The organism is Neorhizobium sp. R1-B (assembly GCF_004368875.1).
Taxonomy (GTDB): Bacteria; Pseudomonadota; Alphaproteobacteria; order Rhizobiales; family Rhizobiaceae; genus Neorhizobium; species Neorhizobium huautlense.
Window position 1 is genome coordinate 158,967 of sequence record NZ_SOEM01000006.1, and the last position, 14,488, is coordinate 173,454.

11 protein-coding genes are annotated in these 14,488 nt (G+C 58.6%); 8 read left to right on the forward strand and 3 right to left on the reverse strand.

The genetic code is table 11. The annotated features are described in order from the left end of the window. Window positions 1–10: 10 nt before the first annotated feature. The 4 genes from EDE05_RS11350 (at window position 11) to EDE05_RS11365 (ending at window position 4,196) form a co-directional block, all read left to right on the forward strand. The gene (locus EDE05_RS11350) at window positions 11–1,081 is read left to right on the forward strand and encodes an ABC transporter ATP-binding protein (RefSeq protein WP_134101081.1); all 1,071 of its coding nucleotides are present in this window, start codon (window positions 11–13) and stop codon (window positions 1,079–1,081) included. A gap of 73 nt (window positions 1,082–1,154) precedes the next feature. Next, complete coding sequence (locus EDE05_RS11355; RefSeq protein WP_134101084.1) at window positions 1,155–2,423, forward strand: extracellular solute-binding protein; 1,269 nt, start codon at window positions 1,155–1,157, stop codon at window positions 2,421–2,423. Between the two features lie 67 nt (window positions 2,424–2,490). Further along, on the forward strand, window positions 2,491–3,369 hold the full coding sequence (locus EDE05_RS11360) for a sugar ABC transporter permease (RefSeq protein WP_112797025.1): 879 nt from the start codon (window positions 2,491–2,493) through the stop codon (window positions 3,367–3,369). Next, entirely contained in the window at window positions 3,366–4,196 is an 831-nt protein-coding gene (locus tag EDE05_RS11365; RefSeq protein WP_105370916.1) for a carbohydrate ABC transporter permease, read from the forward strand. Before EDE05_RS11360 ends, EDE05_RS11365 begins: the two co-directional genes overlap by 4 nt. 212 nt (window positions 4,197–4,408) lie before the next feature. Here EDE05_RS11365 and EDE05_RS11370 read toward each other — a convergent pair whose 3' ends face one another. The 3 genes from EDE05_RS11370 to EDE05_RS11380 all read right to left on the reverse strand — a co-directional run bounded on the left by EDE05_RS11370 (window position 4,409) and on the right by EDE05_RS11380 (window position 8,788). Next, window positions 4,409–5,755, reverse strand: a complete 1,347-nt coding sequence (locus tag EDE05_RS11370) for an SLC13 family permease (protein ID WP_112797027.1) — start codon at window positions 5,753–5,755, stop codon at window positions 4,409–4,411. A 97-nt stretch (window positions 5,756–5,852) separates the two neighbouring features. After that, a complete protein-coding gene (locus EDE05_RS11375) occupies window positions 5,853–7,367 on the reverse strand; it encodes a malonyl-CoA synthase (RefSeq protein ID WP_112797029.1) in 1,515 nt (504 codons plus the stop codon). Then, window positions 7,364–8,788, reverse strand: a complete 1,425-nt coding sequence (locus tag EDE05_RS11380; RefSeq protein ID WP_112797031.1) for a malonyl-CoA decarboxylase — start codon at window positions 8,786–8,788, stop codon at window positions 7,364–7,366. The genes EDE05_RS11375 and EDE05_RS11380 overlap by 4 nt, the downstream gene beginning before the upstream one ends. A 158-nt stretch (window positions 8,789–8,946) precedes the next feature. On the opposite strand from EDE05_RS11380, the gene EDE05_RS11385 reads away from it, so the two are divergent. The 4 genes from EDE05_RS11385 (at window position 8,947) to EDE05_RS11400 (ending at window position 14,432) form a co-directional block, all read left to right on the forward strand. After that, the gene (locus tag EDE05_RS11385; protein ID WP_105370920.1) at window positions 8,947–9,597 is read left to right on the forward strand and encodes a GntR family transcriptional regulator; all 651 of its coding nucleotides are present in this window, start codon (window positions 8,947–8,949) and stop codon (window positions 9,595–9,597) included. 254 nt (window positions 9,598–9,851) lie between these two features. Next, on the forward strand, window positions 9,852–11,633 hold the full coding sequence (locus tag EDE05_RS11390) for an SARP family transcriptional regulator (RefSeq protein ID WP_166675447.1): 1,782 nt from the start codon (window positions 9,852–9,854) through the stop codon (window positions 11,631–11,633). 43 nt (window positions 11,634–11,676) lie between these two features. Further along, window positions 11,677–12,702 (forward strand): phosphatase PAP2 family protein, encoded by a 1,026-nt coding sequence (locus EDE05_RS11395; RefSeq protein WP_134101087.1) that lies wholly within the window; start codon window positions 11,677–11,679, stop codon window positions 12,700–12,702. 35 nt (window positions 12,703–12,737) lie between these two features. After that, window positions 12,738–14,432 carry a S8 family serine peptidase gene (locus EDE05_RS11400; RefSeq protein WP_134101225.1) on the forward strand — a complete coding sequence of 565 codons (1,695 nt, stop codon included), beginning with the start codon at window positions 12,738–12,740 and terminating at the stop codon, window positions 14,430–14,432. The last annotated feature ends 56 nt before the right edge of the window (window positions 14,433–14,488 follow it).

Genomic DNA, 14,488 nt, shown 5'->3' on the forward strand with positions numbered 1-14,488 from the left:
GGGGGAAGCCATGGGAGTTACCTTACGGAATGTCAGCAAGAGTTTCGGGACTGTCGGGGTCGTCCATGATGTCAACATGGAGATTCCGACGGGAGATTTTGCGGTTTTCGTTGGCCCGTCCGGCTGCGGAAAATCGACTCTGCTTCGGATGATCGCGGGCCTGGAGGATACGTCCGGAGGCTCGATTTCGATCGAGGGGCGCGATGTAACCGACGTCGAGCCTGCCAGACGTGAGGTCGCGATGGTCTTTCAGTCCTACGCGCTTTACCCCCATCTGACAGTCTTTGAGAATATGGCATTCTCATTGCGGCTCAAGAAGACTCCGAAGGCTCGCGTGGCAGAGATGGTGCACGAAGCCGCTCGCATCCTGCATCTTGATGAGCATCTTAAGAAACGCCCATCGGAGCTCTCGGGAGGACAGCGCCAGCGCGTTGCCATTGGCCGCGCCATCGTGCGCCAGCCGAAGGTCTTCCTGTTCGACGAACCGCTGTCCAACCTCGATGCGGAGCTGCGCGTGCAGATGCGCATCGAACTTGCCAGGCTGCACAAGCAGATTGGCGCCACCATGATCTACGTGACTCACGATCAGGTGGAAGCGATGACGCTGGCCGACCGGATCTTCGTATTAAAAGGCGGCAGGCTCCAGCAGGCCGGGAGGCCTCTCGATCTCTATGACGATCCCGACAACCAGTTCGTCGGCGGCTTTATCGGCTCTCCGGCGATGAACTTCCTCGATGGTCGGGTGTCCGGGCGCCAGGGTGAGATGCTGAGGATCGGTTTGACCGGCCTGGACACGGAATTGTTGGCAAACGTGCGCGCCAACGTGGGCGAGGGGGTTCAGGTGAAAATCGGGCTTAGGCCGGAGCATCTTCGTATTTCGAGCGACGGCTTCAAGGCGACAGTCGAGATGGAGGAGGACCTTGGGGGTGTGTCTTATCTTCATGCACGGGTGCTTGGCGGCAAGGAGGTCATCGTGGAAACCCGCGGTCGGCGAGAAAGCCTGGACGGCAAGACCATCTCGCTGACGGCTGATTCCGGGGAGGTGCTTGTTTTCGGGGATGACGGAGTTCGGCTGCGCTGACGGGTCGACGTTGAGTTGGTTTCAATCGCCGCCGATCAAGAGATGGGCGGCATGAACGGTGGAGGAGACTGGTATGCGATACAGAAGACTGTTTGCGGCGGGCGCTATCGCGTTGATGGCGATGCCGGCTTTCGCTCAGGAGAACATCACCTGGTGGGACTTCCTGAGTGGCGGCGACGGAGTGCGGATGAAGGCGCTGATCAGCCGCTTCAACCAAGAACATCCTGATATCAAGATAACCGGCACCACGTTGGAGTGGGGCATTCCCTACTACACCAAGGTCCGCACAGCCGTTGCCGTAAACCAAGGCCCCGACATAATGACATATCATCTGTCGCGCATGCCATTGGGTCTTGAGGAGAGCGTGTTGGACGAGATCACCGACGAGGATCTCAAAAACGCAGGCTTGAGCAAGGATGATTTTTTCGATGCGTCGGTAAAGGCAGCGAGCGGCGATGACGGCAAGCTTTATGCGGTGCCTTTCGACATCCATTCGATCGTTCTCTATTACAATAAGACCTATCTGGAAGGTTCGCGCTTCCTCGATGCAAACGGAAAGCTTACGGGCATCGAGAGCCTCAAGGATTTCGAAGAAGCATTGGCCACTGCCAAGGAAAAGGGGGCAGAGGCACCGGTCACCTACGCAACCGGTGACGACGGAGGTACCTACCGCGTCTTTTATACCTTGCTGCGCCAGCAGGGAGGCGAGCTGATCGCTGGCAACGAGGTCTTGCCCGGCGAGAACTTGCAAAAGGCAGCGAAAGCCATCGAAGTAATGACCAAATGGGGTAGCAACGGATGGCAACCGGAACAGGCTGCCTATGAGGCCTCGGTTGCTCTTTTCACCTCGGGCAAATCGGCCTTCATGCTGAACGGCGTGTGGGAAGTGCCGACCATGGTGGACCTGAAAAAGAAGGGAACGCTTGGCTTCGAATGGGGGGCGGTGCAGGTTCCGAAGCTGATGGGAACCCAGACGACCTGGGCCGACTCGCACGCCTTTGCCCTTCCGAAGAACAACCGCATGTCGCCTGAGAAGCGCAAGGCGGTCATGACCGTCATTGGCTGGATGGAAAAGAACGCCATCTCTTGGGCCGATGCAGGTCACATCCCGGCCTACAAGTCGGTCGCAGAGAGCGACCAGTTCAAGAAGATGGAGCCGAACGCCACCTATTCGGCGCTGGCGGGCACGGCATCTTACGATCCGCGCTCACCGATCGCGGGCGTGGCTTCGCCAGCCTATGACGCCGCGATTAACGTCATATCGCCGGCCATTCACGGTTATGCCGAACCGCTGGCCGCCGCCGAGCAGGTCAAGGCGGACCTTGCAAATGCACTGAAGTAAGGGAATGAGAGCGGCTGCGTCCTTGAGGCGCGGCCCTCTGTTCTTTGAGGAGGGTTCAGACGTGGCAATGCTCACAAACCGGCGCAGGGAGGTGGCGGTCGCAGCTTCTTTGGTAGCACCCTTTGTGTTTATCTTTGTGCTGGTGTTTCTTTATCCTGCTATCCGCCTCGTCGAGCTCAGCTTGACCAATTCGCCGCTGATCGGATCCGGGACATGGATCGGGCTCGATAATTTCAAAAGGCTGCTGACCGACAAGCTGTTCTTCACGTCGCTGAGGAACAACGGTTACTTCATCCTGCTGACAGTCATTCCGACGACGGCACTGGCGCTCAGCATCGCGCTCATGATCACGCGCCTGCGCGGCCCCTTGCAGGCGCTCGCGCTTGCCGTCTTCTTTCTGCCCTATATCCTTCCGGTCTCTGTCGTGACGCAGATCTGGACCTGGATGCTTGATTTCCAGTTCGGGGTCCTGCAGCCTGTGATATCGTTCTTCTACGGCAAGCCGGTCCCCGTCTTCAAAAATCCCTATTGGGTCATGCCGATGGTGGCGCTCGTCACGATCTGGTGGACGAACGGCTTCAACATCCTGCTGTTCATTGCCGGCCTGCGAAATATCCCGAAGGATTATTATGAAGCGGCGCAACTCGATGGCGCGACGCGGTGGCAGCTATTCGCCAGAGTGACATGGCCCCTGCTCTGGCCGGTCACCGCCCTGGTCCTCACTTTGCAACTCATCCTGCAGCTCAAGATATTTGATCAGGTCTACCTTCTCAGCAGCGGCGGGCCGTTCAATTCCTCTTACGTGCTGCTGCTGATGGTCTATCGCGAGGCCTTCCAGCTCAATCATGGCGGTTATGCCTCGGCTATCGCGCTTATTCTGTTCGTGGTTATCGCAGTTCTTTCCGTGCTGCAGTTTCAGCTTTTGCGGGCCGGAGGACGCCGATGAAAACCATTCGCAAGGTCGAGAACGCCGTGCTTACGACGGGTACCTTCCTGGCCGCCGCCCTCTGGATCTTCCCGCTCTACTGGGCCTTCATTACCTCGATCCGCACCGAGGAACGGGTGGTTTCCAATGATGCGGGGGTGATTCCGGACGAGTTCAATCTCGGCGCCTATGCCGACATCCTCTGGAATTCGAACATCCTCAACTGGTACCTCAATTCCATCGCCACGGCGATGATCATAACCGTGACCGTCATAGTGACGGGCATGATGTGCGCCTACGCGATCTCGCAACTGCGTTTCCCCGGTCGCCGGCTCCTCTACGGTATTGTGCTTGCGAGTTTCATGGTCCCTTCTCAAGCACTGGTGGTGACCCAATTTATCCTGATGAACGACCTGGGGCTTATCAACACCTGGGCCGGCATCATTCTGCCGCAACTCATCGTTCCGGTGGTGATCATCGTCTACAAGCAATTTTTCGATGCGGTGCCGAAGGAAATGCGCGAGGCGGTGGTTCTCGACGGAGGCGGAGACTACACGCTCCTCTTCAAGATCTATCTGCCGCTCAACTGGGGCATCACGACCGCGCTCGCAATCATCACCTTCATCATGGCATGGAACCAGTTTCTCTGGCCGTTCCTTGCGGTAACGACGGAGAACATGATGACGATCCCTGTCGGGATCACGCAGGTCAACGACGCATTCGGTGTGTACTATGCACGCCTGATGTCGGTTGCGCTGCTGGGCGCCATGCCTGTCGCAGTCGCGTACCTGATATTCCAGAAAAGAGTGACCGAGGCGGTCATGATCTCATCCGGCGTTAAGGGCTAGAAGCAAGCGGCGATACGGCACAGCCATGCGATCTGCAACGGCTGACACGTCATGGAACGCCGGTCACCAAAAGTTTGTTTGACCCATTGGACGGGTCATCGTGTTACGGAAGAATGCAATTGATCGAGCCGCCGGCAATTCCGGCGGCCCTTGCGGGTAATTGGCAGACAATCCAAGCAGAAACCCGTCCCGCGTGGAGCAACCGCCTTTCGTCAGACGAGGCCAGGCACGACGAAGACCAGCCACGCTACCACCGGCCCGATGATGGCGATCAGCGCGCTGTAGATCAGCAATTGCCGCAATACCTGTTCGCGGGTTTCGTCCGGTGCGTTGGCAACGACAAGGGCGCCGTTGGTGGAAAACGGACTGGTGTCGACGATAGTCGTCGAAATCGCGATCGCTGCGACCACGCCAACGGCGCTGATATGGCCTTGCAGGAGGAACGGAACAGCAAGCGGGATGATGGCGCCGAGCAGTGCAGTCGACGAGGCGAAGGCGGAGACGATGGCTCCGGTGAAGCAGAGCAGCAGCGCGACCAGGAGCGGCATGCCGAGGCTGGATATGCCATTGGCGACATAGTTGACGGTTCCCGCTTTCTCCAGGACGCCGACGTAAGTGATGATGCCGGCGATCAGAAGTACGGTCGACCAGCTCACCTTGTCGACCGCCGCCTTCTGGGTTTTCGGCGAGATGAGAGCGAGCGCGACGGCAACCGTGATTGCGACCAGTCCGACATTGAACTTGAAGACCAGGGCACCGATCCCGAGGGCCGTCAGGCCGATCAGGGTAAAGACCTTTTCCGAAGTTAGACGCAATGTCTGAAGGGTGTCGGCTGCCGTCCCGTAGGCATGCTCCCTGATCGGCTTTGCCGGCGTGCCCCCATGACCCCTGATGGCGGCCGATACGCCTTCGGGGTGTAATTCAGGCAGAGGCCCGGTAGGCCCCGCAGCCTGTTTCATGATCCGCGCACCGCCGAAGACGAAGAAGACGAGCACCGCGATCGCAAGGTTGAAAAAGAAGCTGGAGAGGAACAGCGACGTCGGCGCAAAGGGCAGGCCGGCCTTGGCCACGATCTGGTTGGTAATGCCGCCATAAACACTGATCGGCGAGAAGCCGCCGGCCTGGGCGCCATGGATGACCATCAGCCCCATCATGACCGGGTGGATGCGGTACTGCACGGCAAAGCTCAACGCCACGGGAGCGAGGATCGCCACGGCCGCAGGCCCGAGCGCACCGAAACCGGTGATGATGGCGGCAACGACGAACATTACCCAAGGAATCCAGGCGACGTGACCGCGCACCATGCGAACGGCGCATTCGACGAGCCAGTCGATGGTGCCGTTGATCTGCGCGATGGCGAAGAGATAGGTGACGGCGACCAGCGTCAGGAAGAGATCGCTCGGAAAGCCCGCGAAAATGTCGCTGGTCTTCATGCCGATAATCAGGGAGCCAAGCACAAAGGTGCAGGCGAACGCAAGCGCTCCCATGTTGATCGGCTGGATCGTCGCGATGACAAACATGGCCACAAGGAGCAATATTGATAGGATTTCGATGCTCATAGTTCCCCTCCCTGCGACGCCTCCAGCGTCGGCAGCTAACGTTCTTTTCAGGATTGCAAAACCCGGCGCTTCCCTCCCGGAGAGCGCATGGGTTGGATTACGTCGTTGCGTAAAGGTCGGCGTATTTCTGCCGTAGGACGTTCTTCTGGACCTTACCCATCGTGTTGCGCGGCAGGTCATCGGCGAAGATGATGCGTTTCGGCTGCTTGTATCGGGCGAGGCGGTCCTGGAGCGCGCCGAGGATCGCCTTTTCATCCAGCGCCGCATTGGGCTTGCAGACGACGATGGCGGTGACGCCTTCACCAAAATCAGGGTGAGGAACGCCGATCACGGCACTCTCGGCGACTCCTTCGAGCTGGTCGATCTCACCTTCAACCTCTTTGGGATAGATATTGTATCCGCCTGAGATCACCAGATCCTTGCTGCGGCCGACGATGTGGACGTAGCCTTGGCCGTCGATCTTGCCGAGGTCGCCGCTGATGAAGAAACCGTCGGACGTGAATTCCGCGGCGGTTTTCTCGGGCATGCGCCAGTAGCCTTTGAAAACGTTTGGCCCCTTGATTTCGATCATGCCGGTTTCTTCCGGGGCAAGCACGGTACCGGTCGCCGGATCGGTGACCCGCACCGTCACGCCGGGAAGGGGAAAGCCGACGGTTCCGGCAATCCGTTTTCCATCATAGGGATTGGAAGTGTTCATGTTGGTTTCGGTCATGCCATAGCGCTCAAGGATTGCATGACCAGTACGGTTCTTGAACTCGATATGCGTTTCGGCGAGCAGCGGAGCCGAGCCGGAAATGAACAGCCGCATATTCGCGACTGCCTCCCGGTCGAGGTGCGAGTTCTGTAGGAGGCGCACGTAAAATGTCGGCACGCCCATCATCATCGTTGCTTTCGGCATCAGCGAGAGGATCTCGTCCGGGTCGAATTTCGGCAACAGGAACATTGAGGCGCCGGCGAGCAGCGTGACGTTGGTCGCGACGAACAGCCCATGCGTATGGAAGATAGGCAAGGCATGGATCAACCGGTCTTCGGCGGTGACGCGCCAGCAATCGCGCAAGGTGAGGGCATTTGAGAGCAGGTTGTCGTGGGTCAGCATTGCTCCCTTGGACCGCCCTGTCGTTCCCGAGGTATAGAGGATCGCCGCCAGATCGTCGGCCGTGCGCGAGGCGTCGACGAAGTCGTCGCGTTCCTCCTTTGCAAGATCGAGAAGCGAGCCGGTGCCGTCGGCATTGAGGGTTTCAACGATCGCGCCGTGAGGCTTGGCGATCTTCTCGACGCTCTCGCGCATGACCGAAGAAACGACAACCAGCCTGGGTTCGGCGTCGCCGAAGAAATAGTCGAGTTCGGCCAGCGTATAGGCTGTGTTGAGCGGCAGATAGATCGCGCCGCTGCGCACGCAGGCGAGATACAGGATCAGCGCTTCGGTACTTTTGTCGACCTGAACGGCGACCCGATCTCCCGGCCGAATGCCGAGCGTATCGATTGCGCCGGCAATGCGGCCCGAAAGGGCGAGCGCCTCGTCATAGGTCCAGGTCCGACCACCGTTGGTCAGGATAAACGGCGAGTCTCCCCGCGCGGCTGCCCGGATGGCGTCGAATAGATGGTTGCTCATATGCGTCCTCCTCCGATCTTGGCATTCACGCCTTGTGCGAAGGCGCTCGGGGTCTGCTCATTCCTGCCGCCGCGACGGTATTCCCGCTCCCGGCGGAGCATATTCTTGACGGCTTGTGATGCGGTCACTTCGCCGCGTTGCGCAAGAGCTTCGTGATTGGCCTCGATATCCTCGAGCTTGTAGAGGTAGTTAACCATCAGTCCGTGCGCCTGGCGCATCGCCTTCGCCGATCGATCGCCAAGGAAATTCAGCCTTTCAAGGCGAGCACCGTTGCCGAGGTGGAAACGGGCAACCGGATCGACCGGGCGGCCCTCCGGCGTGCGTTCGACGAGAAAATAGTGCGCGGCGAGCGGAAGCAGCACGCGCTCGATCTCACTTGCCGTGCCGGCGTCATTTGCCCAGGCCGGGTCGTCCAACAGCGCCAGCACCCTGCGCTCCTCTTCCGTCAGCAAGGGATCGGCTTGGTCGCTGCGTGCTTTGGATATCCACGACGCGAGGCCGGGAACGGGCGACAGCGTGACGAAATTTTTGAGGCCGGGCAGGTCTTTGCGCAGGTCTTCGACGACCTGCTTGATGAGAAAGTTGCCAAACGATATTCCGCGAAGGCCGTCCTGGCAGTTGGAAATCGAATAAAAGACAGCCGTCGTCGCTTCATTGGGAAGGATGTGCTCCCGTCCTTCGTCCAAGACGTCTGCGATCGTGCTCGGCACGGACCGGGTAAGGGCGACTTCAACAAAGACGAGCGGCTCATCCGCCAGCCGGGGATGGAAGAAAGCGAAGCAGCGCCGATCGGGGGGCGCAAGGCGGCGTCGCAGTTCTTCCCAGCTGCCGATCTCGTGCACTGCCTCGTATTTGATGATTTTTTCCAGGATGTGCGCCGGCGTCGACCAGTCGATGGGGTTTAGCGTGAGGAAGCCGCGATTGAACCAGGATCCGAACAGATGAGCGAAATCCGTATCGATGGCGCGCAGGTCTTCCCGCCGGTCTTTGAGCCTCAGGAGCTGTTCACGCATCCGGACAAGTTTCTCTGTACCGTTCGGCGCCAGATTCAGACGGCGCAGAAGCTCCTGCCGCCGCGGCTCGGCCGCATTGTGGAGAGCAAAGATCGCCGAAGGGCTCTTGTCGCTCCGATATCTCTCGACGGCTTTGTCGAGCTGAGCGGTATCAGCCCCGAACTTGTCGGAAAGCATCTGCAGGAACTGCTCAGTTTCCATACTGTCGAAGCGGCTCCAGCGGTCGAGAATCTCCGCGGCGATGGCCATGCCTGATGCTTCGCCACGACTGGACAGCAGCATCTCGCAAAGGGTCTCGAGATCGGCTTCGACGACCGCGTCCGGCGCGCGCGGTCCGGAAAACAGAAGTTTGCGGCCGCGCTCGGTAATGCCCTGCAGCATATCACTAAAGAGAGAGGTCCCGGACATGCTGTGCTCCTCCGCCCGCAATGGACGCCTGTCCATCCGTCAGCATTCCCAATTTCAGTCTCATCGATGTTGTGGTATTTAAATTGATGTAATGTGTGTGCAATGTCAAGCATCTTGCATACAAGGCATGGAATTTTGCATTATGGGAGGGGGAGTGAATGTCCGAAAATGTTGGGCGTTGGCTACGGGACGAAATCGAAAATGCTATCCTTTCCAATGAGTTCGGGCCAGGAGAGCGGCTGGACGAGACGATGCTTGCCAAACGGTTTGGCGTGTCGCGGACACCAGTGCGCGAGGCACTGATGCAGCTCAACGCAATTGGCCTCGTGGATATCCGTCCAAGACGCGGCGCCGTCGTCATCGATCCAGGACCTCACCGTATCTATGAAATGTTCGAAGTGATGGCGGAGCTGGAGGGTCTGGCTGGCTCGCTGGCCGCCCGCCGGCTGAACGAGGAGTCCCGTGCCGCAATCACGGCTGCGCATAAGCGCTGCGAGCTTTCGGCCGGAGCCGGCGACAGCGATGGCTATTATTACGACAACGAGGAGTTCCACAAGGCGATCTACGCGGCAAGCCGCAGCGAATTCCTGGAGGAGCAATGCACGCAGTTGCACCGCCGGCTACGCCCTTACCGGCGGCTTCAGCTGCGGGTGCGCAACCGACTGCCAACCTCGTTTTCAGAGCATAGCGCAATTGTTGCGGCGATCTTCGCCGGAGACGTGGAGCAGGCCCGGAGCTTGCTCAGGGCGCATGTCGGCATCCAGGGCGAAAGGTTCAGCGATCTCGTCGCCAGCATGGCAACAAGATGAGCGGGGATTTTTTGACGTTGGTTTGACGCTGCTTTGACAGCGGTGCGCTAGGGGAGAGTTGCTCGTTCCCGGGGATGCTTTCCATGCTTCAATTCGTCGATGGCCACAACGCTGGCATGCGCTGCCGAATCGTAAGTACGCCTGTAGCGCTCTTGTCAAGGGCCGCTTTTGTGTCAGACTGTCTGTCGGACGGGCAGCCTGCGTTCGATGAGATCATCGAGAGGGGCACAACACGAGTTGGACCGATGGATCGCATGGATGAAAAACATGCAGTGTTCCGGATGTACCTGCTCGGCCCTTTTAGTCTCGTCGACGGCAAAGGCAAATCCGCCACGCCCAAGTCTCAAAAAGCTCAGGCAATTCTGGCAATGCTTGCGCTGTCTGCGCGGGGATCTCGTTCGCGGGTCTGGTTGAGAGACAAATTGTGGAGCGACCGGTCGGAGGATCAGGCGGCTGCGAGCCTGAGGCAGGCCCTGCTGGATATTCATAAAGCGTTGGGTTCGGCGCGTGATCTCATCATCGCGGACAAGAATACCGTGTGGCTGGACATGGACCGCATCGCGCTCGACACCGACGAGATGCTTCGCAGCGAGCGCATGGCGGATCAGATCACCGATGAACTGCTTGAGGGCATGGATATCCGTGATCCCGAATTCGAAGATTGGCTGACGGTCGAGAGACAGAACTGGTATCGGCGCATTGAGGAAGGTCGCGTCGACGACGTCTTCGAACCACGGCAGCAACCTCGCCGCGACGTCAGCACCCAGTCAGCGCTATTGCCTATGACGGGCCTGCCTGACCAGCGCACGCCGAATATTCCCCTGGCGGCTTCAAGCAACGATCCGGACATACCGCCTTCGCCGGATAACCTTCAGTGGACGGTCGCGCTTCAGCCGCCCATCGTCATCGGCGCCGGAGATGGCGGGCAGATCGCGGCATTGCAATTTCAGAACCTGCTCGCCAAGGCGATCTTCGATGGATTGGGGCTTGGCATTACCGATCTGTCGTTCGATCCGCACCTTGGTCAGCCGGACCGAAAGATGGGCCTTCCGCTGTGCCTTCAACTACGGCTGACATTCGATGGCAGTATGGTGTTCGTGGAGCTGGCAATCAAGCACCTGCTTGACAACAGGATCATTTGGCTAGGCAGCCGTATGATCGGACGCACCCAGATGGAACGGGCCGAATACGGGATCGCTGCTGCATTGATCAGCCAGGCGGTTGACCAGCTGTCACTGTTTCAGGAGATGAGCGCTATTGACGGTCGCATGACCAGAGATGGCCTGTTCATCGATGCGGTCAACGCGATCTTCCGGCTTTCCAGAGGCGATCTTGAAAAAGCGGAAATGCGGCTGCAGGAACAGGTTCAATATCAACCGCGAGCGTCTGCTTTTGCCTGGTTGTCCTTCATCCGCACTTTCCAGGTGGGTCAGCGGTTCAGTGCGCTGGACGCGCATCTGATCGAAGAGGCGCAGGCCTATGCTCGAAAGGCTCTGGAACTCGATCCGAACAATTCCGTCTCCCTGGCACTGGTCGGACATGTCCATTCCTTCCTGTTCCGGGAATACGATTATGCAGCCGGACTGTTCGAGAAGTCGATCCGCCTGAACCCGGCCCTGCCGATGGGTTGGGATCTCTATGCCATGCTGCATTGCTATGCGGGACAGCCGGAAAAGGCAAGCGCAATGGCGCGGTGGGTCCAGGAGCTCGGCGTCTACAGCCCTCATAAATATTACTTCGACACGACGAAATCCATCAGCGCCGGGCTGGCGGGTGATCATATGGCAGCGATAGCGGCCGGCGAGGATGCGCTGCATTCCCGGCCGAACTTCAATAGCCTGCTGCGCTATCTCGCCTCCAGCCACGCTCACGTCGGCAATTTGGAGGTCGCTCGGCGATATGTGGAACGGCTCGATAAGGTTGAGAACGGGTTTTCCATAACGTCGTTTCGCGGCACAGGTTATCCTCTGCTGGATACAGGCGGCGGAAAGCTGCTGCTCGACGGCCTGATCAAGGCCGGCGCCCGAATTCGTTGAGACCAACACATTCAGGATGATCTCATTTCAGGAGGTAGGGGGCATGGTCGGAGAAGTAACTTTTGATCCACAATCTAAGATTGTGGAATTTATGAACCGTTATAAATTTAAAGTCGAACCGGATGCGGTTCTTCCTTGTGAGCCGAGAGCTGTTGAGGTGGTTCCTGACCCGGTGGAGCAGCCATCGCCCCCCGTTTCTCCTGCCTCGGCATTTTCCCCTGAAGACGATAATCCCATAGATGAGCCCCCGTTGATGATGGAGGCAATGGTGGCAGCGGCGTCGGTCCTCAGTAGCGTCGCGAACAAGTCGGTCCTCAACAAGGCCAGCCTGAACAAGAACAAGAATAAAAACAAGAATAAGAACAAAAACAAAAACAAGTCGACGATGGACGGCGCAAGTCTCGGCATGTCGCAACTTATTCCGGCGTTCGAATTGCGTCGATTGCATCAGCAGCCGTCGCGCAACGCCTTCACTGCCGCGCGACGCTTTACCTGGGAAATGCTCGACATTGCACCACCACCCGGCCCGGATTACACCCGGTTGGAAGCAGCGGTGCTGCTCTCCATGCAGCGGCGCGACCGTGAGCGGGCGAGGCGATTGCCCGACATCCAGGCTGAGGCGACCATTTCTGTATCGGAATTCACCCGCGCCTTGTATATCGAAGAGGTTGGCGGTTTTGAACAGACCGAGGGATTGTTTCAGGCGATCTTGACCGCCTGCGAATATGTTGGGCTACTTTACAAGAGCCAGTTCAACAGGCTTCGCCCGAACCAGTTCGAATCCCTGTTGCGGCCGCTCCTGCCCGTGCCGGTGCACGAGTCCTACCCCAGCAACCATGCCTTCCAATGTTTTTCGATCGTATTCGCCTTCTCGACGATACTGCCCGAACATCCTGCAACGGACGAACTCGCCCGCATTGCCCAGAATGTCGCTGAAAATCGCGAATGGGCAGGCCTCCATTATCCAAGCGACACGCAAGCTGGCCGGGATCTGGCCCGCCGTTTCGCCCCCTACCTCCACGATGCGTTTGGGCCGCTTTTCCAGGCCGTCCATGACGAGTGGGTTTAAGGCAGATTTCATTCTTTGGGAGAACGAAGGTCATGATGCTAGCCGACATGGAAGCGCCGCAAACCGCACCAATGAACTATTACTATCTCTGGCATCTGACGGCCCTGGGCGTCATCGATGCGGATTACGGTTCGCCACCGGTCGCGCCGCCGGCCGAAAACGAGACTGCCGCACTCGAGGTCCATGATCCGGAGATCGGAGGAAATGTCTGGGATACGATCGCGGCTGCCGGCCCCATCCATCCCGCCCGGGTTGCGCTGATCGATGTAGGGGTATCGCCAGACCATCCGAATTTGGCGACCCGCCTTGATCGCGAAGCCTCGATCGACCTTACGAGCCATCGTTATGGATCACGCTTTGCCGAAATCCTCGATGCGACCACCTCCTTCGATCGGGAGGAAAAGCAAGCCTTCTTCGCCGGGCTCGACATCACTCCTTTGGGAAATCTCGGTTTGTCCAACGATGATCGGGAATATCTTGACGACATTGTCGCGGAATATGCTGCTTCGCAGGGCGTCGTCCGCCGGCTGTTCCATCCGGAGTCCGTTTTTGCCTCCCATGGCACCTGCTGTGCCGGCCTGATCGTCGGCGAACCGGCCGTGGTCGCGGGAGAGGGAGAGCCGTCGGAGCCTCCGGAGAGCGCATTCTATGGTGATGGCAGTACGCCATGCCCAAGCGCCAATCGCAACATTATTCCCTATTTCGGTGTCGACCCCTTCTCGCGGCTGATCTCGATCAGGACGTCTTTTGAGGATGATGTTCAGCAATTCATTGCTGCATTTCTCTACGCCTATCACCAGCGCGTCGACGTGATCGTCCTGCCACGGGGCTTGCCGGACCCGAAGCGCAGCCGGGTCATTCCAAAGAACGAGTTGAAAGCCGATCTTGAACGCTGGAAAAACCAGATTGCCGCGGATTTGTTTGCTCGTATCTCCTTTGCGGAACAGGGCAGCTTTGAGCTGGCACCCAAAGCCCCGCAGAAGGGGTCAAACCCTGATAGAGCGTGGCATGTCCTCAAGCAGCTCATTGTTGCCATCAGCCAGCATATTCCGATCGTTTGCGCGGCGGGAAACAGTGGCGAAAGCCAGCTGATCTACCCGGCCAATCTGGCTGCCGATGACAACGGGATCATCGCGGTCGGAGCCGTTACGGTCGAGGGTTATCGGTCAGGATACAGCAATTACGGAGAGGGGCTGACGGTCGTATCGCCATCCGACGACGGCGAGGTCTTCAACCGTCACCAGTTGCGCGTTGATCGATTGTCTCCTTTCGCTGCGCAACATGATTACGAAGCATTTGGGCTGCGGGAATATCACTATTCCCATTTCTCCCTGCTGACGACCGATCTGCCCGGCGCATTCGGTTACAACCGGGGTGCCGATCCGTGGTCGTCCATTGTGCCGTTCGGATCCAATCCGGGCATCGGTGGAGGTTACTATACCACGTTCGGCGGCACGTCCGGAGCCTCTGCGGAGGTGGGAGGCATCTGCGCATTGATCCAAAGGGCATATAAGAGCCAAAATGACAGCGAGGCGCGGCTCTCCGGCCCGGCAGTAAAGTCCATCCTTCAAACTACGTCCCGGCTGGATGCGGCAGTAGCACCGGGAGTACGCGTGTTGACTGCCGACTGCATGAATGCCGACGGCGAAGATGCTCTCGATATGAGCTATTTCTTCGGGTTCGGCCTGCCCGATGTTCGGGCGGCTGTCGCCGCCGTGTTGACGCCGTGACGTAGTTCTCGATGAGTTTCACGAAGTTGAGGCCCCCTAAAAAAGGGGGTCTTTTT

Bases quoted from the DNA above. Each gene is read 5' to 3' on its own strand.
- EDE05_RS11350 (WP_134101081.1), top strand. From the start codon at position 11: ATGGGAGTTACCTTACGGAATGTCAGCAAGAGTTTCGGGACTGTCGGG.
- EDE05_RS11355 (WP_134101084.1), top strand. From the start codon at position 1,155: ATGCGATACAGAAGACTGTTTGCGGCGGGCGCTATCGCGTTGATGGCG.
- EDE05_RS11360 (WP_112797025.1), top strand. From the start codon at position 2,491: ATGCTCACAAACCGGCGCAGGGAGGTGGCGGTCGCAGCTTCTTTGGTA.
- EDE05_RS11365 (WP_105370916.1), top strand. From the start codon at position 3,366: ATGAAAACCATTCGCAAGGTCGAGAACGCCGTGCTTACGACGGGTACC.
- EDE05_RS11370 (WP_112797027.1), bottom strand. From the start codon at position 5,755: ATGAGCATCGAAATCCTATCAATATTGCTCCTTGTGGCCATGTTTGTC.
- EDE05_RS11375 (WP_112797029.1), bottom strand. From the start codon at position 7,367: ATGAGCAACCATCTATTCGACGCCATCCGGGCAGCCGCGCGGGGAGAC.
- EDE05_RS11380 (WP_112797031.1), bottom strand. From the start codon at position 8,788: ATGTCCGGGACCTCTCTCTTTAGTGATATGCTGCAGGGCATTACCGAG.
- EDE05_RS11385 (WP_105370920.1), top strand. From the start codon at position 8,947: ATGTCCGAAAATGTTGGGCGTTGGCTACGGGACGAAATCGAAAATGCT.
- EDE05_RS11390 (WP_166675447.1), top strand. From the start codon at position 9,852: ATGGATGAAAAACATGCAGTGTTCCGGATGTACCTGCTCGGCCCTTTT.
- EDE05_RS11395 (WP_134101087.1), top strand. From the start codon at position 11,677: ATGGTCGGAGAAGTAACTTTTGATCCACAATCTAAGATTGTGGAATTT.
- EDE05_RS11400 (WP_134101225.1), top strand. From the start codon at position 12,738: ATGCTAGCCGACATGGAAGCGCCGCAAACCGCACCAATGAACTATTAC.